This window comes from Changchengzhania lutea (assembly GCF_006974145.1).
GTDB classification, from domain to species: domain Bacteria; phylum Bacteroidota; class Bacteroidia; order Flavobacteriales; family Flavobacteriaceae; genus Changchengzhania; species Changchengzhania lutea.
This window is the reverse complement of sequence record NZ_CP039456.1, coordinates 3,964,061-3,989,163: the sequence shown is the minus strand read 5'-3', so window position 1 is coordinate 3,989,163 and position 25,103 is coordinate 3,964,061. Positions and strand designations below refer to the sequence as shown.

20 protein-coding genes are annotated in these 25,103 nt (G+C 34.9%); all 20 read left to right on the top strand.

Annotated features, from left to right (window positions below; all coding sequences use genetic code 11):
* The first annotated feature begins 9 nt into the window (after positions 1-9).
* The 20 genes from FAF07_RS17805 (at position 10) to FAF07_RS17715 (ending at position 24,945) form a co-directional block, all read left to right on the top strand.
* Positions 10-2,256 carry a heparinase II/III family protein gene (locus tag FAF07_RS17805; RefSeq protein WP_142786384.1) on the top strand — a complete coding sequence of 749 codons (2,247 nt, stop codon included), beginning with the start codon at positions 10-12 and terminating at the stop codon, positions 2,254-2,256.
* Positions 2,257-4,146 carry an NADP-dependent phosphogluconate dehydrogenase gene (gene gndA, locus FAF07_RS17800; protein WP_142786383.1) on the top strand — a complete coding sequence of 630 codons (1,890 nt, stop codon included), beginning with the start codon at positions 2,257-2,259 and terminating at the stop codon, positions 4,144-4,146.
* Positions 4,147-4,171: 25 nt separating this feature from the next.
* Complete coding sequence (locus FAF07_RS17795; protein ID WP_185956475.1) at positions 4,172-5,446, top strand: Nramp family divalent metal transporter; 1,275 nt, start codon at positions 4,172-4,174, stop codon at positions 5,444-5,446.
* Positions 5,447-5,469: 23 nt separating this feature from the next.
* Positions 5,470-6,558, top strand: coding sequence for a polysaccharide lyase family 7 protein (locus tag FAF07_RS17790; RefSeq protein WP_142786382.1), 1,089 nt, complete (start codon positions 5,470-5,472; stop codon positions 6,556-6,558).
* 21 nt (positions 6,559-6,579) lie between these two features.
* Positions 6,580-6,855, top strand: a complete 276-nt coding sequence (locus tag FAF07_RS18935; protein ID WP_246067736.1) for an SDR family NAD(P)-dependent oxidoreductase — start codon at positions 6,580-6,582, stop codon at positions 6,853-6,855.
* Positions 6,794-7,348: an SDR family NAD(P)-dependent oxidoreductase gene (locus tag FAF07_RS17785; RefSeq protein WP_317130308.1), complete on the top strand. Its 555-nt coding sequence runs from the start codon at positions 6,794-6,796 to the stop codon at positions 7,346-7,348. Before FAF07_RS18935 ends, FAF07_RS17785 begins: the two co-directional genes overlap by 62 nt.
* Positions 7,349-7,502: 154 nt before the next feature.
* Positions 7,503-9,758 carry an alginate lyase family protein gene (locus tag FAF07_RS17780; RefSeq protein WP_221930766.1) on the top strand — a complete coding sequence of 752 codons (2,256 nt, stop codon included), beginning with the start codon at positions 7,503-7,505 and terminating at the stop codon, positions 9,756-9,758.
* Positions 9,759-9,770: 12 nt separating this feature from the next.
* The gene (locus FAF07_RS17775) at positions 9,771-10,115 is read left to right on the top strand and encodes a cupin domain-containing protein (protein ID WP_142786381.1); all 345 of its coding nucleotides are present in this window, start codon (positions 9,771-9,773) and stop codon (positions 10,113-10,115) included.
* A gap of 387 nt (positions 10,116-10,502) precedes the next feature.
* On the top strand, positions 10,503-13,604 hold the full coding sequence (locus tag FAF07_RS17770) for a SusC/RagA family TonB-linked outer membrane protein (protein WP_142786380.1): 3,102 nt from the start codon (positions 10,503-10,505) through the stop codon (positions 13,602-13,604).
* An 18-nt stretch (positions 13,605-13,622) separates the two neighbouring features.
* Positions 13,623-15,089 (top strand): RagB/SusD family nutrient uptake outer membrane protein, encoded by a 1,467-nt coding sequence (locus tag FAF07_RS17765; protein WP_142786379.1) that lies wholly within the window; start codon positions 13,623-13,625, stop codon positions 15,087-15,089.
* An 18-nt stretch (positions 15,090-15,107) separates the two neighbouring features.
* Complete coding sequence (locus FAF07_RS17760) at positions 15,108-16,049, top strand: PKD domain-containing protein (RefSeq protein WP_142786378.1); 942 nt, start codon at positions 15,108-15,110, stop codon at positions 16,047-16,049.
* A gap of 17 nt (positions 16,050-16,066) precedes the next feature.
* Entirely contained in the window at positions 16,067-16,990 is a 924-nt protein-coding gene (locus FAF07_RS17755; protein ID WP_142786377.1) for a polysaccharide lyase family 7 protein, read from the top strand.
* 34 nt (positions 16,991-17,024) lie between these two features.
* Positions 17,025-17,930 (top strand): polysaccharide lyase family 7 protein, encoded by a 906-nt coding sequence (locus tag FAF07_RS17750; RefSeq protein WP_142786376.1) that lies wholly within the window; start codon positions 17,025-17,027, stop codon positions 17,928-17,930.
* Positions 17,931-18,170: 240 nt separating this feature from the next.
* Positions 18,171-18,875, top strand: a complete 705-nt coding sequence (locus tag FAF07_RS17745; protein ID WP_142786375.1) for a FadR/GntR family transcriptional regulator — start codon at positions 18,171-18,173, stop codon at positions 18,873-18,875.
* A 194-nt stretch (positions 18,876-19,069) separates the two neighbouring features.
* On the top strand, positions 19,070-20,353 hold the full coding sequence (locus FAF07_RS17740) for an MFS transporter (protein WP_142786374.1): 1,284 nt from the start codon (positions 19,070-19,072) through the stop codon (positions 20,351-20,353).
* Between the two features lie 38 nt (positions 20,354-20,391).
* Positions 20,392-21,156 (top strand): SDR family NAD(P)-dependent oxidoreductase, encoded by a 765-nt coding sequence (locus FAF07_RS17735; protein WP_142786373.1) that lies wholly within the window; start codon positions 20,392-20,394, stop codon positions 21,154-21,156.
* A 69-nt stretch (positions 21,157-21,225) separates the two neighbouring features.
* The gene (locus FAF07_RS17730; protein WP_142786372.1) at positions 21,226-21,981 is read left to right on the top strand and encodes an SDR family NAD(P)-dependent oxidoreductase; all 756 of its coding nucleotides are present in this window, start codon (positions 21,226-21,228) and stop codon (positions 21,979-21,981) included.
* A 92-nt stretch (positions 21,982-22,073) separates the two neighbouring features.
* A complete protein-coding gene (locus tag FAF07_RS17725) occupies positions 22,074-23,078 on the top strand; it encodes a sugar kinase (RefSeq protein WP_142786371.1) in 1,005 nt (334 codons plus the stop codon).
* Positions 23,079-23,143: 65 nt separating this feature from the next.
* Positions 23,144-24,190: a sugar kinase gene (locus tag FAF07_RS17720; protein WP_142786370.1), complete on the top strand. Its 1,047-nt coding sequence runs from the start codon at positions 23,144-23,146 to the stop codon at positions 24,188-24,190.
* Between the two features lie 86 nt (positions 24,191-24,276).
* Positions 24,277-24,945 carry a bifunctional 4-hydroxy-2-oxoglutarate aldolase/2-dehydro-3-deoxy-phosphogluconate aldolase gene (locus tag FAF07_RS17715; RefSeq protein WP_142786369.1) on the top strand — a complete coding sequence of 223 codons (669 nt, stop codon included), beginning with the start codon at positions 24,277-24,279 and terminating at the stop codon, positions 24,943-24,945.
* Positions 24,946-25,103 lie beyond the last annotated feature (158 nt).

Here is a 25,103-nt window from a genome sequence, read left to right as displayed (position 1 = left end):
GTTTAAAAAATGAAAAATTCAATACAATTATTTTTGTTGGGATTACTTCTATTATCTCAGAATATTTTTTCACAGGAAATACCTGCTACCACTATTATTTCAAATGAAAATCTAGCGAACTATTTAAAAGTTGAGGTTAAGGATAAAATTACTAATGAAGGATCTATAGCCGAAGCCCATTTAGCCCAGTATTTTAGAGAGACGTTTTCTGAACGCTATTTTTATGATTGGAAAAATTTTGAGCAGCGATTTCAATTATATCAAGAAACTTATCCAAAAGTTCGGCAAGACCATACAGAAAGAGCATTGGATCACATGGCAAAATATAATGGTGACACACCATGGAAATTGCCTTTTAACTATTTAAACGGAGAGTCTGTCAATGCTTATGCCTTGAGACATTTAGCACGTCAACATAAAATGGTGGATGTTGCTTTTTATTATAATTACCAAAATAAAACCCCTGAATATTTAAACTATTTTAAAAACCAATTGAAGTCACTTAATGCCGCATTGGTTAGAGATGACTATGAGAATATAGAAGGCGGCAATGGGGTTTACGAAGTATTCAGGTCAGGGTATCGCATTTTAAATTGGTTGCAAATCCATAACATGTTTTTAGGCGAAAAGGAATATTCAGATTCAGACCAACTACTTACTATAGCGACTTTACTGCAACATGGTGCCAATTTATATGAAAACAATCCCGAATTCACTCCTGGAAATCATCAAACAAGAGGGATGTCTGCTCTCGCAATGCTTTCCATATTATTAAGGGATTTTAAAGATACCGATGCGTGGTATGAGCGTTCCATGGCGTTATTAGAAAAGCATTTAGAAAAGGAAATTAAAGATGATGGCTTTCAGTTTGAGCGTACCGTGCATTACCACATGAGCGATATTGATAATTATTTCTACGTCTATCAATTAGCAAAAAACAGTCATTTAAAAGTGAATGATTTTTGGGAGGAAAAATTAAAATCATTATTTACAACCTTGACTAAAATTGCCTATCCAGATAAATCGGCTCCAGTACTTTCTGATGATACCGATAATCCATGGGCAGAAAAAAACAATATCTCGGGAGCCTTAACTTTAGGGTATTTACTCTTTAATTCTCCAGAAATGGGCTATTTCGCTAACAGCTTTGTGAAGTCCAAAATGTATTGGTATCTGAGTGAGGAACAGTTAAAAATGTTAAAAAAAATAGAGACTGTAAAACCAACTACTAAATCTTTATCATTCCCAATAACGGGGTATTACATTATGCGTGAAGGTTGGAATAACGAGGATAAAATGATGATAATTTCTAACGGCTTAGATGATAAAAAACCAGACCATCAGCATGGCGATATACTAGGTGTTCAGGCTATGGCCAATGGCAAGGTGATATTGCCAAATTATCAAGTAAGATATTCGCTTAAAGATTTAGAGTTGTTTAAAAATTCGATGACCAAAAATGTTGCTTTGGTAGATGATGAGTTACAAGGAAAGCAATACACATCGAATAAAGGGGGTAGTGGTTTTGGAAAATTTAGAGAGTTACCAAAACCAAAAATGATTGTTTGGAACACAAGTGAAGATTTAGATGTATTTGTTGGTAGCCACGATGGATTTGAAAATATTGGAGTCGATTACAGCCGACAGGTTATTTATGTAAAAGACGATTTTTGGATTGTAAAGGATAATTTTAAATCTAATAATAAACATACTTACAAACAAGTTTGGCAAGGGCATTACAGCTTGGAAAAATCACCAAATTTAATAAGGTCAACTTTCGATAATGCTGAGGGTTTAGATATTTATCAATTAATTACAACAGATGAAGTTGCTAGTTCTGGTCAACGTGGAAAAGGCTGGTCTGTAGTTTCTAAAAAAGACCAAACCAATTTTAGTTTTATAACGGCACTATATCCTTATAAAGGCTATTCAAATAGAATTGAAGAAGGAAGAGAAAATCCAGATTTGAAGGATTGGAAACTAAATGCCTCAATTTGGAAAATCACTGGAGAGCAATCAGCCTCTTTAACAAAAGAGTATGCTCAAATGTTTTTTTCGGTAAAACAATTACAATTAAATGAGATTAATATTGAGTTTTCAGACGTTTCAGATGTGTTTTTAAAATTAAACGATGATAAATTAATGATTCAATCTTTATCCGACGAAATTATTCACATATCTATTGATGGTATTTCAGAAAACAGAAAGCATACGATCGAACCTGGGAATAAAATGGAGTTCACAATTATAAAGTAAATGAATTCAAAACAAGTTATTTATGTCATGGGTGTTTCTGGTGTTGGTAAAAGCACCATAGGTAAGTTATTGTCTGAGGCATTACAAATTCCTTTTTTTGATGGGGATGATTACCATCCTAAAAGCAATATTTTGAAAATGTCAAAAGGGCAAGCTTTAAATGATGATGATAGATTGGAGTGGTTGCAAACATTAAATAAACTAGCTATAAAACAATTGAAAAATAACAGTTGTGTTATTGTTTGTTCAGCATTAAAAAAAAGCTATCGTGATATTTTAAATAGTGGCATTGAAAGTTATACAAAATGGGTTTTTCTTTACGGGTCATTTGAACAAATTTTAGATAGAATTAATAAACGGGATAATCATTTTATGAGTTCTAATTTGTTAAAATCGCAATTTGATATTTTAGAAGAACCAAAAAATGCCATTAAAATAGATATAAGTTTAACGCCTAAGAATATTGTAGAAGTGATAAAAAAAGGGTTATCAGGAAAAGTAGAATTCGGTTTGTTTGGATTGGGTGTTATGGGCAAAAGCCTTAGTAGAAATTTGGCAAATAAAGGATTTAAAATATCTATGTTTAATAGACATGTAGATGGCGTAGAAGAAAATATTGCATTTAATTTCAAGAATGAATTTGAGGAGTTATCGTCTGCACTTCCCTTTGATAATATTGAATTTTTTGTGAATTCTTTGCAAACGCCAAGAAAGATTATGCTCATGGTAAATGCTGGTAAAATAATTGATTTAGTTATTGAAGATTTGATGCCATTTTTAACAGAAGAAGACATTTTAATAGATGGCGGAAATTCAAATTATAAGAAAACAAAAGAACGGTTCGATTACTTAAAATCTAAAAATATACATTTTGTTGGAGCTGGTGTTTCGGGTGGAGAAGAAGGCGCTTTAAAAGGGCCATCCATTATGCCGGGAGGTAATAAAGATACTTACAAAGAAGTGCAACCCTTTTTAGAAGCCATCGCTGCAAAAGATGAAAACAATAAGCCATGTTGCACCTATATTGGAACCGAAGGTAGTGGCCATTTTGTTAAAATGGTACATAACGGCATTGAATATGTTGAAATGCAATTGTTGGCAGAGGTTTTCAGTATTTTAAAGGCTATGGGTAATAATCCAGACCAAATGGCTCATATTTTAAAATCCTGGAAAGAAATAACAAATAGTTATTTGCTGGAAATTACCATTGATATTTTAAGAAAAAAGGACGGCGATGATTGGCTAGTTAATAAAATAATGGATAAAGCAGGAAATAAAGGCACAGGAAACTGGACAACCATAACAACTGCTGAGTTAGGAGTACCTAGTACGATGATAGCTTCTGCCTTGTTCGCTCGCTATACTTCTTTTTATAAAGAAGAGAGAATAGCTGTGAGTAAAAATTTTAAATCGAAGGACGATTCAAAGCTGAATCTGACTAATGACGATATTTTAAAAGCATATCAATTTGCTAGAATCATGAATCATTATCAAGGTTTTAAATTAATTCACGAAGCTTCTAAAAGTTATAATTGGCATTTGAATTTAAGTGAACTGTCTAGAATCTGGACAAACGGTTGTATTATCAAATCGGATCTTATGGTAGAGTTGGTTGAAATTTTTAAAACAACAAATAATATATTGTCTAACGAAAAAATTATTCAGCAAATAAAATTATTAAAACCAACTGTTAAAAAAGTAGTTTCTGAATGTATCTTAAATGAATTGCCAATTCCGTGTTTAAGTGAATCCATTAACTTTTTAAACAGCTTTGCAATAGCAAATTCATCAGCTAATTTAATACAAGCACAGCGTGATTATTTTGGTGCACACACCTATCAAAGGGTAGATGATGACACGGGAAAGTTCTATCATACTAACTGGAAATAACTAACCAAAATAATACCACCTTACTATGCCAACATCCGGAAATAAAAAGTCGTTTCTTAAGAAAATTATTGCGATTATATTAGGTTTTGGCCCAGGTATTTTTGCCATTGGTTATACTATTGGAACAGGTAGTGTCACGTCCATGATTGTTGCTGGAAGTAAATTTGGAATGCAATTATTATGGGTGCTTTTATTAAGCTGTTTTTTTTCAGGGATTTTAATGTTTGCTTATGGTAATTATGCCTTGATTACAGGTGAAACGGCCCTTTACGGATTTAAAAAGCATTTAAAATATGGTAAAGCCTTAGCGATTTTGATTATTGTGGGGATTACGTTTGGACAATGGAATTCTCTAATGGGTATCTTAGGTATTTCTTCAAACATTATTTTTGAAATTTTAGCAGTAAATTTTGAAGGTTTAAGTTCATTTAAATATGAAACGGTATTAATTACAGCTGTCATAATAATAGTTACTTTTTACTTGCTGATGCTGGTAGGGAAGTATACTTTTTTTGAGAAGATTCTAGTCATATTTGTAACCTTAATGGGTTTATCGTTTGTGTTGTCATTATTCTTTGTGCAGCCACTTCCAATAGATGTAGTTAAGGGATTAATACCAACCATTCCAGAGATTCCTGGTGGTAAAATGTTGGTTGCAGCATTTGTTGGCACGACCATGGCTTCTGCCACTTTCTTATCGCGTCCCCTTTTTGTAAAAGGAAAAGGGTGGACTATTAAAAATCTTGAGCAACAAAAAAAGGATTCTATAACAGCCGCTATTTTAATATTTATAATTAGTGCCACTATAATGGCAGTTGCTTGTGGGGCTTTGTTTCATCAAGGAAAAGTAGTAACTGAAGTTTTGGATATGGCAAATACCTTAGAACCCGTTGCTGGTAAATGGGCCGTTACCATATTCTTTTTTGGGGCTTTAAGCGCTGGTTTATCGTCCATATTCCCTTGTTTATTAATAGCACCATTATTAGTGGCCGATTATCAATCCGGAACCTTAGACACCAATTCACGTCAGTTTAGAATTATCACCGCTATTGCTTGTTTAGTGGCTTTAATAGGGCCGGCATTTGGAGCAAATCCTATTGAGATTCAAATTTTATCACAAGTCTTTAATGTATTTGTCTTGCCCATTGTAGTACTCGGAATTATACTCATGTTAAGCAGTAAAAAGGTGATGAAAGATTATAAAACCAGTCTCGGTGTTTATATTGGAATGTATGCAGCATTGTTCTTTTCTTTAGTGATTTCCTATAATGGGATATTAGCACTTTTGAATTATTTCTAATAATGAATCCAAACAATAAAAAAATGAATAAAAAAATTATCACATCAATATCAGCACTCTTAATTTTCGGTGTTTTCATAATACTTAACAGCTGTAACAATACTGCAAAAAAAACGAATAAAAAAGAAACCAAAAAAACCGTTTATGCAAGTGACATTATTCCTTTTTTTGATCATTGGAAATTGATTTTAGGCGATGGTTCAAATGCGGGTTTTGCAAATAATTTTGAAAACAAAGATTTCTTTTATACTGCAAATGATGGCAATAGCGATTGGATTGTTTTTAAGACACCAAATGGTGGAGACACACATGGAACTTCAAATAATACAAGAACTGAATTGGCGCAAGTAAAAAAATGGTATCCAAAAACTGCTAATGATAAATTGACAGCGACACTTAAAGTAATGAATGTATCTGCTACCGGTGATGCTCGCGTAGCAGCTTCGCACGCAGTAGTAGTTGGTCAAATTCATAGTGCAGATAAACATGAAAACGAACCACTTAAAATATTTTACAAAAAATTCCCTAGTCATACCAAAGGTTCGGTTTTTTGGCATTATGAAATCAATACAAAAGGTAATAACAATTCTGGAAGATGGGATTATTCCACAGCTGTTTGGGGGCATGACTTTTCTGTTGTTGGTACTGAAGCAAACACCTACCCAGAAGAACCTAAAGAGGGGATTGCTTTAGGTGAAGAATTTAGTTATGAAATCGAGGTTAAGAATGGTATTATGACCTTAAAATTTATTAGTAAAGGACATGAAACCAAAACATTCACAAAAAACTTAATCGAATCAGAATACACAACAACTGCAGATATATCAGAGCAAACACAAAAATTATTTGTGCCAATGGGTCAAGATGGAGTAGAACGAAAAGAAGCGTACACTGGTGAAGGTCTATTTTTTAAACTTGGGGCTTACAATCAAACAAATGGAAAATCCCCAGAGGTAAATAAAAATTGGTGTTCTGGTGCTGAAATACATGGTGGTGACATTAAAAAACAATATGAAGACGGAAACTACGCTGAAGTGTGGTTTAAAACCGGAAGTATATTTATTAGTGATGATGCCGTGTCCAATGAAGGCTATTTCACTAAAAATGATTAAATCAATTAATTTGAGAATAATATGAAGAACAATAAATTAGCAGGCAAAAATGTTCTAATAACTGCTGGTGCTCAAGGAATTGGTGAATCAATCACTAGGCATTTTATTAATAGTGGTGCTAATGTTGCCATCCACTATTTTTCTAGTGCAGATACTGCGAACCAATTAATTGACTACGCAACTAGCAAAGGGCAAAAGGCGGTTGCTATAAGTGGTGACTTAACAAACGAAGCCAATGCGAATGCAATGGTCAAAAAAAACAGTAGAAGTATTAGGTGGTCTGGACATACTTATTAACAACGCGGGTTCACTTGTTGCACGTAAAATGCTGAGCGAAATGGAGACTGGGTTCTGGCACAAGGTAATGGATATTAACCTTACATCCATGATGTTTGTAACCCGAGCCGCATCGCCTTATTTAGCAAAAAATGACAATAGCAGTATTGTTAATTTGGCATCACTGGCTGGGCGTAAAGGAGGTCACCCAGGATCACTTGCTTACGCTACTAGTAAAGGTGCTATCCTAACGTTAACACGAGCACTCTCTGCTGAATTGGGACCTCAAGGTACTCGCGTTAACGCCGTCGCTCCAGGGTTAATTCTTGGAACTTCTTTTCACAACACGCATACGACAAAAGAATCAGCGACAACAACAACGGCTTCCATTCCAATTCAACGAGCAGGCAACGCAGCTGATGTAGCTCGAGCGGTTTTATATCTGGCATCAGAATACGACGGCTTTATTACTGGTGCTACGCTAGATATTAATGGTGGCGTCTACAATGTATAGTTTGCCGTTAAATTGTTTGTGGTTAAACGCTATACTATATACAATTGATAGTTGAAAAAATTAAATCTTATAATATTTTGATAATTCAAATAAAATTGTATTTTTGGTAAACCAAATTGGTAAACCAATTTTAAAATATAACAATTTTACATAAATGATGAAATTTGCGAAATTTTTTCTACTGTTGATATTGGTATCTTCTTGTTCTGAAAAGAAAGAAAAAAGTACTCCAGAAAATGATTCAGGTCATCCAAATCTTATTTTAACTCAACAAGGTGTTAAAGATATTAGAGCAAATTTAGGAAGCATTCCAATTTTTGATAAAACTTTAGAAAACACAATAGAAGAAGTAGATGCCGAAATCGAATTAGGTATAGAAGTTCCTATACCAAAACATTTATCGGGGGGTTACACACACGAGCGGCACAAACGAAACTTTTTAATACTTCAAAAGGCGGGTGTATTATTTCAAATTTTAGAAGACGAAAAGTACGCTATTTATGTACGCGATATGCTAATGGCGTATGCAAAATTATATCCAAACTTGCCTATTCACCCACAAACCCGTTCGTATGCAAGAGGTAAAATTTTCTGGCAATGTTTAAACGATTCTAATTGGTTGGTTTATACAAGTCAAGCCTATGATTGTATATATGAATGGCTTTCAAAAGAAGAAAGAGATACGTTAGAAAACGACTTATTTATTCCATTTGCAAATTTTATTTCGGAAGGTAACCCACAATTTTTTAATCGAGTACACAACCATAGTACGTGGGGGAATGTTGCTGTTGGTATGATTGCACTAGTGATGGATAATGATGACTTACTTGAAAGAGCACTAAATGGATTAAAAACCGATAATTTAGAAGTTGGTATGAAGGATAATGACGGAGGTTTTATAAAAGTTGAAGGTCAAAAAGTTGGGTTTTTAGCTAATATAGATGAACCTTTTTCTCCTGATGGGTATTATACCGAAGGCCCTTACTATCAGCGTTATGCTATGTATCCGTTTTTGATATTTGCTGAAGCATTACATAATGTAAAACCAGAGCTTAATATTTTTGACTATAAAGAAGGCGTGTTATTAAAATCAGTCAATACATTGATAAATTTATCAGATGCTGATGGTGAGTTTTTTCCTTTAAATGATGGACAAAAAGGCATGTCGTATTATTCAAGAGAGTTGGTTACAGCTGTAGATATAGCCTATCATTTTGGAGGAAACAATGCAGAATTATTAAGTATTGCTAAAAAACAAGACTGTGTTTTGTTAGACGACTCAGGATTGGCAGTAGCATTAGGTATTAAAGAAGGTAAAGAAAAGTTATTTGAGAAAAAATCAATCAATTTATCTGATGGTCCCAATGGAGATCAAGGAGGTGTTGGCATTTTAAGAAGTGAAGGTTTAGAACTTGTTTTTAAATATGCAGCTCAAGGGTTGAGTCATGGACATTATGATAAGTTGTCCTTTTCTCTATATGAAAATGGTGAAGAAGTTATCCAAGATTATGGTTTGGCACGTTTTGTTAATATAGAACAAAAAGGCGGGGGCAATTATTTAAAAGAAAATAAAACATGGGCAAAACAAACCATTGCACATAATACGATAACGCAAAATGAGGTTAGTCATTTTGGAGGGGAATACAAAGTAGGCAGTAAGCATCATTCAGAATTACATCTTTATGATGATACAAATCCACAAGTTCAAATAGTAAGTGCAAAAGAAACGAATGCATATCCAGGAACACAACTGCATCGAACTTTTGCAATTATTGATGATGAAGATTTCGAAAAACCTTTCGTGGTAGATATCATGAATGTGACTTCTGAAAGTGAAAACCAGTATGATTTCCCATATTATTACTTAGGGCAACTCATGAAAACGAATTTTGAATATACAGTGCCTTCAGTTTTAGTACCATTGGGAAAGTCAAATGGTTATGAGCATTTATGGAAAGAAGCTGAAGGAAAACCAGCTTCAGACAATACGACATTTTCATGGTTAAATCATGGTAATTTTTATACCCTTACAACCGCAGCAGATGCTGAAGATGATTTGATTTTGGCAAGAATAGGAGCAAAAGATCCAGAGTTTAATTTAAGAAGAGAACCAGCTCTTATAATTAGAAGAAATGCTAAAAACACAACATTTGCATCTGTAATTGAATCACATGGAAATTATAGTACAGTATCAGAATTTGCAGTTAATGCTTATAGCAATATTGTAAGTTTAAAAGTTGCTTATAATAACGATAATTATACCGCTATTCAAATTGAAGATGTGAATGGCAAGCTAAAAATGTTACTGCTAGCTAATAGTAATTCATCAAATAACAATGAGCATAAACTAGAAATCGCAAACAATGAATATAAATGGGTCGGACCGTTTACGTATATAACTATAAATTAAAAAGAAATAAAAATGAAAACATTTGGAGCAAGTAAAGAGTTTTTAATGGGAGATGAAATCGAATGGGAAACCGCTGGAGAAGGTGTTCAAAGAAAAATAATGGGCTATGATGATAAAATCATGCTAGTAGATGTAAATTTTGCAGAAGGAGGCGTTGGCCCCATGCATGAGCATTACCATTCGCAAGTAACTTATGTAGTAAGTGGCGAATTTGAACTAACTATTGGCAATGAAACTAAAATGATGAAAGCTGGCGATGCTTTTTACATTCCGCCACACGTGATGCATGGGGCAATTTGTAGGAAAGCAGGCAAATTAATTGATGTTTTTAGTCCAATTCGTGAAGACTTTATGTAATAACAGTGTTAAAATCTGGAATTAATTTGTTTTAACAAAAAATTAATATATATTTGGAAAACCAATCTGGTAAACCAATTTGGTTTTCCAAATAATACAACAACTAAACTAAATGTCTAACGCTTCACAAAATTTTAATACAATATGAAAAAATAGTACAAAAAAAGGATAGGTGCACGCCTATCCCTTTAACGATCATTTACTTCTTTTAGGAGGGAAGTAAAAACTTAAAACATGCATTACTTTCATAAAACATGCGTTCTGCGAAATTACAAAAATTTAATCAGAACAGTTGTTTTTAATAAAGTGATTTTTTAGCTAGATAATTTCCAAAAGCTAATCAAAATTAGGAGACTACTAATAAACTTTAAACATAAAAAACTAATTATGAATTTAAAAACTAAGCTAACTCTAATTATAATATTGTTTTTCAATATTGTAATGATTGCCCAGAATGGAACGGTCATTAAAGGAACGGTGGTGTCCGCTACAGATAACATTCCCATTCCCGGTGTAAATGTTATTGTGGTAAATACTACTAGAGGGACTACCACCGATTTCGACGGAAACTATCAAATACAAGCCAATGAAGGAGAGGTGTTACAATTCACTTATATTGGATTTACTACACAAGTACAAATAATTGGTAACCAAACAACTATTAATATCTCATTAGCTGAAGATTTGGCTCAATTGGATGAGGTTGTTGTTGTGGGTTATGGTACTCAGAAAAAATCTCACCTTACTGGAGCTATCTCTAAAGTTGTTAATGATGATTTAGACCAAATAGCAGTATCAAGAGTAGATGATGCTCTTATAGGCCAAGTATCAGGTGTAAATATTCAAGCTACCAATGCAGAAGCTGGTGGTGCTCCCACCATTACCATTAGAGGGGTTGGTTCTATTACTGCTGACTCTGGTCCTGCGGTTGTAGTTGATGGGATAGTAGTAAGTTCAGACTTTCTTGGTAATCTTGATATGAATGATGTTGAGTCTTTTGAAGTTTTAAAAGATGCCGCATCTGCAGCTATTTATGGTAGTGAAGGATCTAATGGGGTCATCATGATTACTACAAAGCGTGGTAAGGAAGGTAAAACAAAATTTAGCTATCAAACCTACACGGGTTTTAAAGATGCGCATGGAAGTGATGATTATAGAAAAAGTGTTTCAAGTTGGGCTAAAAAGGAGCTGGCTCAAACTGGAGAACTTTCTAATGAAACGCAATATGCCCAATTATTAGTTGCTACTACTGGAATTGACAGGGATTGGCAAGATGTTTTCTTTGATGGAGGAAACGTAACAAGTCATTCTTTTGCCGCACGAGGAGGTTCCGAGACTACTAAGTTCAGTACATCCTTAAGATACCTTCATGATGAAGGTGTAGTAATAACAGATGATTACAAATTATATACTGCAAGTTTGAAGGTAGATTCAAAATTGGGTAAAAAAGTGAGATTTGGGCTAAGTGCCACACCGTCTTACACAAAACAAAGACGTTTACCAACATCAATTCATAATCCAATACGCCAATCACCTTGGTTACCTATTTATCATACAGCAGAAACCCTTCAGTTTATAAATCGTGGGTCTTATCCAGATGTGGGTATAGGGGATTACTTCTATGAAAACCATTTGTTAAACTTAGATATAAATGGAGATGGAAGCACAAGTAGACCTCGTACTTCAGGTGATTCAAATCCATATGCACAATATGTTGAGAGAGAACATTATGAGTATAATACGAAGCTATATGGTTCTACATTTTTAAGTGTTGAAATTTTAGACGGGCTTACGGCAAAAACATCTTTGGGGGTTACTTTGGAACAAAGAAAGCGAACAAGATATGATGGTACATTACATCATGCTGCCGGAAATAGTAGAGCGCAATATAATTTGCAGAATAGAAATAGAACTAGACTGATTTCAGATAATACTTTACATTATAGCAAAGTATTTGGTAATCATGAATTTGATCTATTAGCAGGTATGACCATACAACAGAGAAAAAGCGAAAATAGTGAGGTTACAGGCAATGGGTTTTCTAACGATTTACTTAAAAACTTACAAGGTGCTACGGCAATTGCCGAATATTTGGAATCCAATACAGAGCTGAAAAAGGTAGGTTATTTTGGTAGGATTAATTATGCTTTTGCTGATAAATACTTAGTGTCCGTTTCTTTTAGACGTGATGGTAGTTCCGTTTTTGGTAGAGAAACAAAGTATGGTAATTTCCCAGCGGCATCTATAGGTTGGAATGCTCATAAAGAAGATTTCTTAAGGGATAGTGATTTTCTAAGCAAATTAAAGTTTAGAGTGAGTTACGGCCTTACTGGTGCTGAGAATTTTAATGTAGGTAGCGATGTTGTAAACGCATGGCCCTATTTGGCGTTGTTACAAAATTCCAACGCAGTTGTTGATGGCAATATAGCTGCTGGTGTTTCGTCACTAAATATTGCAAACCCATTGTTACAGTGGGAAGCTTCAGAGGAATTAAATCCTGCAGTGGAATTCGGATTTTTAAATAATAAAATATCTGGATCGCTGGATTTTTATCAAAGAACCAGTGATGAATTACTGTTATTTAACCCAGTGTCTTATGTTACTGGATTTAATGGTGGTATTGTAAATTTAGGTAAAGTGCAAAACAGGGGATGGGAATTGGAGTTGAGAACGAGAAATGTTTCCAGCGAGAAATTTTCTTGGAATTCGACTTTAATTGCGTCCACCAACCAAAATGAACTACTCAGTTTTGGTGATTCGAACAACGCGTTAATAGAAGATACTTATGGTAGAAATTCGCAATGGATTAACCGAATAGGCGAACCCATATCATCTTTCTGGGGCTTTGTAGTAGACGAAACTTATAGTGATGATGAATTTAGAACAACATATGTAGACAATCCTTGGAATCGAATTAACGGTCAAGCTGATGACACTATAGTGAAAGATTTAAATGGAGATGGTATCATTACCGATGATGACAAAACTATTTTAGGAGATCCTTATCCAGATTTGGTGTACAGTTTTACTAATGAATTTAAATTTGGAGCCTTTGATTTCTCTTTTATGTTACAAGGTAGCCTTGGCGCCCAGGTAAATAATATAGGGGATCAATATTTCTATAATTGGTTTGGAAACAGAACCAGAAGTGGGGGAGAAGCACAAGCAGTTACTGATGGTCTTGTACCACACGAATCCTTCATTCAAGAAAAGGTGTTAACAAGTGAGGTTATTGCAAGTGCAGACTACTTTTCATTACGTAATGTAAATCTTGGGTACAATATGCCAGATGATATCACAGCAAAATTAGGGGTTACAGGACTAAGACTTTACGCCACCGCTCAGAATTTGATTTATATCACTGCAGATGATTACCACGGTTTTAACCCAGAGCATGTAGATGTCGATAATCCTAGAGCTTATGGATCGCAAAGAGCGGGTACACCAATATATAAAACGGTAACATTCGGTCTAAACATTGATTTTTAATTTAATAAAGAACAAATTATGAAACATATAAAATATTTAGTCTTTGCCATTACAGGATTTATCTTCACTTCCTGCAGTGACGAGTTTTTAAACCCATTACCAGATACTGCAGTGGCAGTGGATGCATTTTTCCAATCTGATTCAGATGTGTTGGCGGGGGTTATAGGAATTTATGATGCCTTTCAAGGAGTAAACGAAAATACTGAAACAAATATTGGTAATTTTAACAGAGGGGTGCAATTTGAACATCTTTTAACAGAGCATCGCACCGATAATACGAGAAATGCAACACTCGAAGGTTCAAAGTCAGATTTTCACAGATATGTGGTGAATGCCAACAATGTGGAATCTGAAGATTATTGGGCGTCTATGTATGAAGCTATTTTCAGAGCGAATAATGTCCTTAATTTTATTGATATTGCTGATGCAGGTAATCAAGCGAAATATACAGCCGAAGCTAAATTTTTAAGAGCTTATGCTTATTTTAAATTAGTTAGATTGTTTGGTGATGTACCATTGGTTATTACAGTAATAGGTCCTGCGGATGATAAAACGCCTCTTTTTACCAGAGTGCCTGTAGCAGACGTATATACACAAATTATAGAAGATTTTCAAGAAGCCATTAATGTACTAGACAACACTTATAAATCTAGAGCATCAAAAGCTGCGGCTCAAGCTTTATTGGCAAAGGTATATTTAACACAGGCAAGCCCTAATTATTCTGGGGCACAGCAATTGTGTGAAGCCATAATTAACAGTGGTCAATTTGAGTTAGAACCTAATTATTCCGACGTATTTTATTCTGAATTGAATAATGAAATTATTTTTGCTATTCAATATCAGTCAGGAAATGCTCAAGAAAGCCAAAGTTTTTCTTCTGAATTTACTTCGTTTGTACGTGCAGGTAGAGAAGATGGTCAAAACATAGTTAATGCCAACCTTAAGGCCGATTTTGATGCATTTGGAGGAGAGAGAACAGCAGTTTCTATTACTAATTTGGACGGTAACCTTCCAGATGATGAAAATGAAGTCGCTAAGTTTTTCCCTGATGGATTCGATATTAATGCAGATCCTGACCCTTATGGGCCTAACGCGCGTAATGCCGGTAACGATTATATTGCTATACGTTTTGCCGATGTACTTTTGATGCACGTTGAAGCAGTTTTGGCAGGAGGTGCGGCAACTGTTGGCGCTGGTGCTTTGAGTTCTTTTCAAAGGATAAGAGATAGAGCGTTTCCAGATACTGCTCCAAATATGATAACAAGCATCACAAAAGAAGAACTTTTACTTGAAAGACGTGTAGAATTAGCATTTGAGAACCAGCGCTGGTTCGATCTCATTAGATTTGGTGTTGCAGATGCTGTATTGAGTGCCCATGCTGCAGAAATGGGATATATCTATAATAGCAGAGCCTTATTATTGCCAATTCCGGCAAGAGAAATAAATTTAAGTGGAGGCCTATTAACACAAAACCCAGGATATTAATATTTAAAATAAAAAACTATGAAAAATAAAGTAAATATTTTCCATAAAACAGCATTATTGCTTTTTTGTATAGTTACAGCTAGTTTTATATTTAGTTGTGATGACAGTCTTTTTAGAGATGATTTACCAGATGCTAACTCTCAAGCTGATAATTTTTTACCAACAGCGGACTTTTCGTATGTTCCTGGAGAGAGAGATTTTAATACCATTCAATTCAATAACCTTGCTACAGAATCTACCACGTTTCTTTGGGATTTTGGAGGAGGAGATACTTCAACAGAACAAGATCCTACCTATACGTTTGAGGGAGGCGAAGGTACCTATCCGGTAACACTCACGGCTGGTGATGCAAATGGAGCATCTGCCTCTACAACCTTGGAGGTAGAAGTAGTAGATAGATTTGTTCCCATTAATCCAGACGTTTTAAACGGAGATATGGAAGATAGTAGTAATAATTGGAAAATTTCATTTTCAAACGGATGGTCAAATAATGGTTTTGAATCTAGTGGCGATGGGTCTTGGTTGCTGTATGATGGAACAGATAATGGGGCAAAAACAAGAGGAGCAAAATGGAATAGAAGAAGGTCTGCAGCAGAGTGGGCCAGTAGTGATACAAGGCATGCGTACCAAGCACTTGTAGTATCTCCTAATTGGGAATATACTCTAGAATTTGAATATGCTATAAAAGACGATACAGCAGACGATCCAATAGGTGGCAGAAGAATGGTTGCCGAAATTCTTGATGGTCATTTTACCGATGGTGTTGATGCACTTAATCAGTCTCTTGCAGGAAATGCGATAGTTACTTATCTAGGAACGGAGGTTAAAGGGAAAACAACATTTACTCAAGTTAAAGTTGATTTTACTTCAAATGATTCTGGACTAATATCTATATGGTTGTGGGCGGTTACTCCTGTAGATTTATATGTAGATAATGTTAAGGTATACCCAAGGTTATAATTTATAATCCATTATTAATGAAAAACTTCCGAAAAGAACTATTAGTAATCATCTTATCAATATTTCTATCTGTTAGCGTTACTTCTCAAAACAAGAAAAGTGACGTTACAGAATCGGGTTTTAAAATTGAAAAGAAATCTAAAAAGAAAAAGAAGAAACGGAAAAAATATAAACTACCTAATATAGATTTAAGCCACTGGAAAGTCACGTTGCCAGCTACGAATAACGATGGAAAGCCTTATGAAATTGATCCGCCGGAAATTCTTGATTTCGCTAGTAATGAGATGGCAAAGCCTTACATGTATATCGATTCAACCCAAGGTGCTATCGTATTTCATGCCATGCCAACCAATTCTAAAACTAGAAATACTAAGTATACTAGATCCGAATTAAGAGAGCAAATAATGCCAGGTAATAATAACGTAAACTGGACATTTGCACAAGGCGCTTATATGAAAGGTAAGTTAGCCATGGAAGCCACAACTAGAGATTCTAATGGGAAATACCACAGAACCATTATTATGCAAATACATGGGCGTTTAACCAATGAACAACGCGATTTAATAGGAGAAGATGATAATAACGCACCACCTATTTTAAAAATATATTGGGATAATGGTAAGGTTAGGATAAAAACAAAAGTATTAAAAAACATACATGCCACCGATGAAGAGTTACTTCACGAAGATGCATGGGATAATGATGAAGGTTTTAATTTTGAACAAGAAGTGGGTTTTAGAAAATTTACACTTGAAGTAAAAGTGTCTGACGGAAAAATGGTTGTAGTCCTAAATAATAATGAATATAAAGTTTATGAAAATATTCACATGCGCAGATGGGGTATTTTCGAAAACTATTTTAAAGCAGGAAACTATTTTCAAAGTAGAGATGAAGGATCATTTTCAAAAGTCATGTTTTACGAATTAGAGGTTGGTCATTAAAAGTTATTTTCAGTTGAGCAAAACAATATTACATATGGTAAGTATTAAGAGTTTTTTTTTAGCCATGATGGCTTTTGCCATAATGTTTGGCTGTTCTTCTAATAATACCGATGAAGAAAATAAAATAATATTAGAAGAAGAGTTAGGGGAAGAAGGGCCAGAGGAAACTGAAGAAGTAGCGTATAAGTTGCCGAATATAGACTTAAATAATTGGAAAGTGACACTGCCAATTGGGAACCCTACAGAAGTTAAACCACCAGAGATTTTAAATTATGGGACTAATGGCATATTAAAACCATTTTTTTATAATGATTCTATAAACGGAGCTTTAGTGTTTTACACCTACCCAGGAGCCTCAACAGCAAACTCGTCCTATTCCAGAACCGAGCTAAGAGAACAAATGGTACCAGGAAGTAACAATACAAATTGGACTTTCAAGCAAGGAGGTAATATGAAAGGTAAGTTGCAGATGGGAGACGTGTCGAAGGATACCGATAATAAATACCATAGAACAATTATCATGCAAATTCACGGTAGGCTAACAAATGCACAACGAGATTTAATTGGTCAAGCCGATAATAACGCACCACCAATTTTAAAGCTTTATTGGACCTATGGTAAAGTTAGGGTGACAACTAAAATATTAAAAAACTTAAATGCCTCAGACACCGAGATATTATATACAGATGCTTGGGGAGATGCTGAAGGATATACCTTTGAAGAATATGTAGGATTCGATCCGTTTACTTTAGAAATTAAAGCTGCAGAAGGTAGAATGGAAGTTATTTTAAATGACAAGGAAAATAAAGTTTATGATGATATCCATATTCAGAAATGGGGTGTTTTCGAAAATTACTTTAAGGCAGGGAACTATTTGGTTACAAAAGATGAAGGTGCTTTTTCAACTGTCAAATATTATAATTTAGAAGTAAAACATTAATAATTGAAATTGAGTTTGAGTTAGTTTTTGTCATGTTTCACTGGTCGTTAATTACGGCCAGTAAAATATGAATTAAAAAAGCAAATAATTTAAACCGTTTTACTTAATTTTAACCACATTGTTTGGTTAACCAATTTATGGATATAATGAGATTAGCTAGTAAAGGAAATAAATTAGTAATTAGAGGAATCATTGTGTAGAAGTTGCAACAGTAACTATTTGAGCATTAAATTGTAATATATGAAATTAGAAGTACTTACTTTAAGTGATAATCAGAAAATACAAAATTCAATTATCAGTAAGATTAAAGAATTAATAAACTATAAAAATCTTGAACCAGGGGATAAGCTCCCTTCCGAAAGAATGTTATCCGAAAAATTTGAAGTAAGTAGAAGCAACGTTCGAGATGCTATACAAAAGCTAGAGTTTTATGGCTTATTGAAATCGATCCCCCAAAGCGGGACTTTTGTGGCCAACATTGGTGTCGTAGCCATGAATGGGATGATAGATGATATTTTAAGATTAGAAGCCCCAAGTTTTAAATCGCTAGTAGAAACCAGAATATTATTAGAATTAAAAACGGTCCGGTTAGCATCATTAAGACGAACTGATGAAGATTTAAAAAATATAAAAGAAGCTTTAGATGCCTATAAAGAAAAGGTGTTATCTGGTGAAGATGCTGTCCAAGAAGATTTGTTGTTTCATCTAGCAATAGCAAAGGCCAGTGGTAATAGTACAATGAATACATTTATGTTATCTATCACACCACAAATAATTATGAATTTTGAGAAGTATCATGTTTGTGATAAACGGTTATCTGTTTTAGGTATTAAGGAACACACAGATATTTATGAAGCTATTAAGAAACAAGATCCTGCATTGGCGAAACAAAAAATGAAAGATCATTTTAGAGTATTATATCAATATTGCTATAATGTGAAATAACATAAATTGATTTTAAAAATGAGATTGCACGCTCTCATTTTTTGAATAAATATATTTAGGAGGGGAGTGTACTACGCAATATAGTCAGGCTATATTCATATGACATTCATAACAGCACATGTTGCCTTTTTCTAGAACGAAGTCATTCGTTTTAAGAAGACTTCCTATTATAATAATATTAATAAACGAAACAGATGAAAATTAAAGGTTTACGTTGGTGGATTATTACATTAATTTGTCTTGCTACAGTTATCAATTATATTGATAGAACTGCCTTTGGGGTGATGTGGCCAGAAATGGGCAAGGACCTTGGTATGGATGAGTCAGATTATGCAGTGATGCTTAATGTCTTTATGATTACCTATGCATTGGGCAAATTTTTATCAGGCAAGTTATATGATATTATTGGGACACGTTTAGGCTTTACGGTATCTATTGTTGTTTGGTCTGTTGCATCAATATTACATGCATTTGCACGCGGGTTATTTTCATTAACACTTTTTAGAGCACTCTTAGGATTAGGAGAAGCGGGTAATTGGCCAGGAGCTGTTAAAAGTAATGGGGAATGGTTTCCTGTTAAACAGCGGGCCATAGCACAAGGTATTTTCAATGCGGGTGCTTCATTAGGAAGTGTTATTGCACCAATATTAATTGCATTTCTATACGGTCATTTTGGTTGGAGAACAACATTTATCATCATAGGTGCAATCGGTTTGCTATGGGTGATTCCTTGGTTATTTATAAATAAAACAACACCAGAATCCCATCCTTGGATTACCGACAAAGAAAGAAGCCTTATTATGAACAGTCAAATTGAAAAAGAGGCTTGCGATTCAAAAAAAGGAAAAGGTTTAAGTGTAGCGAAAATTTTAAGTTATAAAGAATCGTGGGGCGTATTGGCTTCTAGATTTTTTATTGAACCCATATGGTGGCTTTTTGTAGGGTGGATGCCTCTATATTTAAATTCGAAATTCGAATTTAGTATAGAAGAGATAGGCTCTACCATATGGATTTCTTATCTAGGCGGTATGGCTGGTAGTATACTAGGTGGTTGGTATTCTGGTAAGTTAATGGAGAAAAAATCAGTGGATGCTGCCAGAAAGATAACCATTACCATCGGTTGTTCTTTGATTTTTGTAGGCTTACTGGGTATTATTTTCTTGGTAACGGAGAAAAACCCTATGACATTTATATATATAGTTAGCATTGTTCTTTTCGGCTTTCAGTTCGCCATTGGGAATATTCAGACCATATCAAGTGATTTATTAAAAGGCCCCTCAGTTGGAACATTAGCAGGATTAGCAGGAAGTGTTGCCGCAATTTCTGTAATTATTATGAATTCGTTAATCCCAATGATCGCATCTGTATCGTATACACCGGCGTTTATAGTAATAGCTATTTTAGCTCCAATGGCAGTGATATCCATATTTATGTTGATTAAAAAAATTGAACCTGTAGAAAAAGAAATAATAAATTAAGAAAAATAAGTATAACATAAAGAATAAATTTAAAAGATATGAGTAATCTAAATGAAAAAGTAGCAATAATTACTGGAGCTACTGGTGGTATTGGTTTCGAAGTAGCAAAAAGATTGGGTAAAGATGGATATACCGTAATATTAAATGGTATTGAAGACGAAGTAGGAGCTAAAAGAGTTGAAGAGCTTAAAGCCGAAGGAATCACTGCAGAATATTACGGCTTCGACGTCACAAAAGATGAAGAAGTAACCACAAACATTACCAAGATTGGTGAAAAGTACGGAAAAATAGACCTTCTTGTAAACAATGCAGGTGGATTAGGCGGAAGATCTCGATTTGAAGAAATGACTACTGAGTTTTATAGATCTGTGATGGCACTTAACCTCGATTCTGTGTTTTTTGCATCAAGAGCCGCCATACCCTTTCTTAAAAAAGGAGAACACCCTTCTATAATTAATTACACCTCAAATGCAGGATGGACTGCTGGAGGGCCTGGAGCAGGAATCTACGGAACATCTAAAGCAGGGGTTCATGCCATAACCAGAGCCTTAGCAAAAGATTTAGCTGAATATGGCATTAGGGTAAATGCAGTATCTCCTGGAACCATTGATACCCCATTCCATGCACAAATTAAAGCAACGAAACCAGAAGTTTTTGCTTCTTGGGCAAATAATATCATGCTAGGTAGATTAGGTCAACCAGAAGATGTAGCGGGTGTTATTTCTTTCTTGGCAAGTAAAGATGCTGCTTTTATAACAGCTGAAACGATCCAAATTGGTGGAGGGCAAGCTTTAGGGATATAATATTAAAATTGTTATTAGGTGAAACTTTAGTAGTTCACAATTTAACTTTTCAAAAAACCAAAAGACTAAATGAGTAAATTAAAAGGAAAAGTGGCAGTTGTTACAGGCGGTTCTAGAGACATCGGTCGCGCAATATCGATTAAATTAGCGAAAGAAGGAGCTAGAGTTGTTGTAAACTACTATAATTCTGAATCTGGAGCCAAGGAGACAATAGAGGAAATTAAATCTATGGGAGGTGAAGCTATTGCAGTTAAAGCTGATGTGTCAAAACTTGCTGATATTGAGAATTTAAAGGCAAAATCGGTTGAAGCGTTCGGCGATAAAGTCGATATTTTGGTGAATAATGCAGGTGGTCTTTTCGCACGCAAGTCATTACAAGAGTTGGATGAGTCATTTTTTAACTTAGTTATGGATGTCAACTTTAAGTCTACTGTATTTGTTATGCAAGCTTTTGAACCTTTGATGGGCAAAGGAGCCTCTATCATCAATCTTTCTTCTCAAGCAGCAAGAGATGGTGGTGGCGGTGGATCTTCATTGTACGCTGCTTCTAAAGGCGCTGTAAGCACATTTACTAAAGCGATGGCAAAAGAACTTGGGCCTAAAGGAATTCGAGTGAATGCAATTTGTCCTGGTTTAATAGGAACTAAATTCCATGATGACTTCACAAAAGATGAGATTAGGGAAAAAGTAGCTGGTGCAACACCATTGAGAAGAGAAGGAAGTGCACATGAGGTTGCCGATTTAGTAGCTTATTTAGCTAGTGATGAATCATCGTTTTTAACAGGCAATAATGTGGATATTAATGGCGGATTGGCATTTAGTTAATAAGCATTCTATAATAAGATAAATTAAAAAACATCCTTCTAGTTTTAAAGGCTATTTTCTCTCACTAAATTTAATAGCGAATACAAACAATTATGAATCAAATAGTAACATTTGGAGAAGTCATAATGCGCCTTTCCCCCGAAAGGAACAAAAAATTCATTCAATCCAATCGTCTAGAGTTTTATTTCGGTGGAACAGAAGTTAATGTTGGTATTTCAATTGCAAATTTTGGTGGTGAAGTAAAGCACATTTCGTGCATATCTGATGATTTTGTTGGTGATACTGCCATTTCTTATCTAAGAAAATTTGGAGTAGATACTTCTTCAACAGTGCGTTCTAAACTACCTTTAGGTATCTATTTTTTAGAAGTAGGGGCAGTAATGCGTCCTAATTCTATTTCTTATAATAGGTCACATTCATCTTTTTCAGAGATTAAACCAGAGATGGTAGATTGGAATGCCTCACTTAAAAACTGTAAATGGTTCCACTGGACAGGTATAACTCCTGCACTTTGTGAAGGAGGATATCATACGTTAAAAGAAGGTTTGGTTTTAGCTAAGAAAAAAGGCATAGAGGTATCAGCCGACCCTACATATAGAAGTGGTTTATGGAAATATGGGGCCGACCCAAAAGAAACATTATCAGATTTATTAAATTATTCAACCATTTTTATTGGTGGTGTCAATGAGATGAATGAAGTGTTAGGAAGTGATTACGGAGATTCTAATGAAGATTTTATTGAGGCTGGAAAGCTTTTATTAAAGAAGTTCCCTTCTATCAAAAAAATATTTGATAAAATTAGAACGCCTATTAATGCATCCTGGCATAAAATACGCTCTAGAATGTGGAACGGTGATGAATTTAGGGAGACTACCGATTTCGATATCACTCATATTGTTGATAGAATTGGAACTGGTGATGCTTATGCAGCTGGGTTAATCTATGGTTTATTAAATTTTGACGACTTTAAAGCTATGGAATTTGGAGCCGCAGCTAGTGCCCTAAAACATACCTATGAAGGTGATGTAAACTTTTCTTCTGTAAATGAAGTAATGAACATTTTAGAGGGTAATACATCAGGCAGATTTAACAGGTAATTTTTGTTTGAAGAAGTTGTAAAAATTAATTCTGAATAAAGTAATATTAAATAAGACATATTGAAATGAGTAAAGTAGTCACATTCGGAGAGATCATGTTAAGATTAGCTCCGCAAGGATTTTTGAGATTTTCACAAGCAAATAATTTTGATGTTATTTATGGAGGTGGCGAGTCAAATGTAGCAGTTTCACTTGCAAATTATGGCGTTGATGTTGATTTTGTAACGCGCTTACCAAAGAATGATATTGGCGAATGTGCTATGATGGAAATGCGCAAACGTGGTGTTGGAGTGGATAAGATAGTTTGGGGAGGCGACCGCTTGGGAATATATTTTTTAGAGACAGGAGCTGTTTCCAGAGGCAGTAAAGTGGTATATGATAGGGCCCATTCTGCAATAGCAGAAATTGGATCGGGCATGATAGATTGGGATGCTGTATTTGAAGGTGTAGAATGGTTTCATTGGACAGGTATTACTCCTGCGATCTCTCAAGGTGCTGCCGATGTTTGTTTAGAAGCTGTAAAAGCGGCGAGTGCAAAAGGCATTACCATTTCCACAGACTTAAACTATAGAGCAAAGCTATGGGCTTTTTGTGATGAAAAACATAGAGAAAAAATAATGACTGAACTAACTTCCTATTGTGATATTATTTTAGGAAATGAAGAAGATGCCGAAAAGCATTTCGGGATCCATCCAGAAGGTTTAGATGTTCACAAACATGGCCACGAGGTAAAAGCCGAAGCATTCTTATCGGTCTGCAAGCAAATGATGGAAAAATTCCCAAGGGCCAAAAAAGTGATTACGACACTTCGTGGCTCTATCTCTGCATCGCACAACACTTGGGCAGGCGTTTTATACGACGGTAAAAAAATGTACGAAACGCGCCAATACCAAATAACGGATATCGTCGATAGAGTAGGTGGTGGCGATTCGTTTATGGGCGGTTTGATCTATGGCTTGTTAAAATACCCAGAAGACGACCAAAACGCATTGGATTTTGCAGTTGCTGCATCCTGTTTAAAACATACCATTAAAGGCGATGCAAACTTAGTTACAGTTGATGAAGTAGAAAAATTAATGGGTGGGGACGCCTCAGGACGCGTAGCAAGATAATATATGTTTAATTGTTGATCTGTTGGATCGTTTATGGGTTTAACAGTTCAACAACTACACAAATCAACGATTAAACAATTAGAAAAATGGCACAATTTACAAGAATGGAAGTGGCGCAAACTATGAAAGATATAGGGATGATCCCTTTGTTTTTCCATAGTGATATAGAACTGAGCAAAAATGTTTTAAAAGCCTGTTATGACGGTGGGGCACGTTTAATGGAGTTCACGGCACGTGGTGATTTCGCTCATGAAATTTTTGGAGAACTCACCAAGTATGCCATTAAAGAATTACCAGGAATGATCATGGGCGTAGGCTCGGTAACAGACGGAGCAGCTGCATCTTTGTACATGGCCTTGGGAGCAAACTTCATCGTGACCCCTGTATTAAGGGAAGATATTGCTATTGCTTGTAACCGTAGAAAAGTATTATGGTCTCCGGGCTGTGGTAGTTTAACTGAAATAGCAAGAGCCGAGGAATTAGGCTGTGAGATCGTCAAATTATTTCCAGGCGACCTGTACGGGCCAAAGTTTGTAAAAGGCATTAAAGGGCCACAACCATGGACAAGCATTATGCCCACAGGAGGAGTTTCGCCTACAGAGGAAAACCTAAAAGGCTGGTTTGATGCTGGCGTTACCTGTGTTGGCATGGGCTCTCAATTAATCTCAAAAGATATTATAGCCAGTAAAGACTATGAAAAGTTAGAACTAGAAGTGAAAAAGGTTATTTGTTTAATTAATGACATTAGAAATTAATTATTGAAAATGCCCTTTTCTATTTACATTTAATATTAGCCCTGATTACTCTTGTAAAATAATTAATACTATTATATATTTATCACACCTAAATAGTCAACCCTTATAAATCATTTAACAATTTATTTATCAGTTGATTGCGATTAAATAAAGCTTAA

Coding starts and splice junctions, on each gene's coding strand:
- FAF07_RS17750 (WP_142786376.1), top strand. CDS start 17,025: ATGGTAAGTATTAAGAGTTTTTTTTTAGCCATGATGGCTTTTGCCATA.
- FAF07_RS17745 (WP_142786375.1), top strand. CDS start 18,171: ATGAAATTAGAAGTACTTACTTTAAGTGATAATCAGAAAATACAAAAT.
- FAF07_RS18935 (WP_246067736.1), top strand. CDS start 6,580: ATGAAGAACAATAAATTAGCAGGCAAAAATGTTCTAATAACTGCTGGT.
- FAF07_RS17790 (WP_142786382.1), top strand. CDS start 5,470: ATGAATAAAAAAATTATCACATCAATATCAGCACTCTTAATTTTCGGT.
- FAF07_RS17770 (WP_142786380.1), top strand. CDS start 10,503: ATGAATTTAAAAACTAAGCTAACTCTAATTATAATATTGTTTTTCAAT.
- FAF07_RS17755 (WP_142786377.1), top strand. CDS start 16,067: ATGAAAAACTTCCGAAAAGAACTATTAGTAATCATCTTATCAATATTT.
- gndA (WP_142786383.1), top strand. CDS start 2,257: ATGAATTCAAAACAAGTTATTTATGTCATGGGTGTTTCTGGTGTTGGT.
- FAF07_RS17765 (WP_142786379.1), top strand. CDS start 13,623: ATGAAACATATAAAATATTTAGTCTTTGCCATTACAGGATTTATCTTC.
- FAF07_RS17725 (WP_142786371.1), top strand. CDS start 22,074: ATGAATCAAATAGTAACATTTGGAGAAGTCATAATGCGCCTTTCCCCC.
- FAF07_RS17785 (WP_317130308.1), top strand. CDS start 6,794: ATGCGAATGCAATGGTCAAAAAAAACAGTAGAAGTATTAGGTGGTCTG.
- FAF07_RS17775 (WP_142786381.1), top strand. CDS start 9,771: ATGAAAACATTTGGAGCAAGTAAAGAGTTTTTAATGGGAGATGAAATC.
- FAF07_RS17760 (WP_142786378.1), top strand. CDS start 15,108: ATGAAAAATAAAGTAAATATTTTCCATAAAACAGCATTATTGCTTTTT.
- FAF07_RS17730 (WP_142786372.1), top strand. CDS start 21,226: ATGAGTAAATTAAAAGGAAAAGTGGCAGTTGTTACAGGCGGTTCTAGA.
- FAF07_RS17740 (WP_142786374.1), top strand. CDS start 19,070: ATGAAAATTAAAGGTTTACGTTGGTGGATTATTACATTAATTTGTCTT.
- FAF07_RS17735 (WP_142786373.1), top strand. CDS start 20,392: ATGAGTAATCTAAATGAAAAAGTAGCAATAATTACTGGAGCTACTGGT.
- FAF07_RS17780 (WP_221930766.1), top strand. CDS start 7,503: ATGATGAAATTTGCGAAATTTTTTCTACTGTTGATATTGGTATCTTCT.
- FAF07_RS17805 (WP_142786384.1), top strand. CDS start 10: ATGAAAAATTCAATACAATTATTTTTGTTGGGATTACTTCTATTATCT.
- FAF07_RS17715 (WP_142786369.1), top strand. CDS start 24,277: ATGGCACAATTTACAAGAATGGAAGTGGCGCAAACTATGAAAGATATA.
- FAF07_RS17795 (WP_185956475.1), top strand. CDS start 4,172: ATGCCAACATCCGGAAATAAAAAGTCGTTTCTTAAGAAAATTATTGCG.
- FAF07_RS17720 (WP_142786370.1), top strand. CDS start 23,144: ATGAGTAAAGTAGTCACATTCGGAGAGATCATGTTAAGATTAGCTCCG.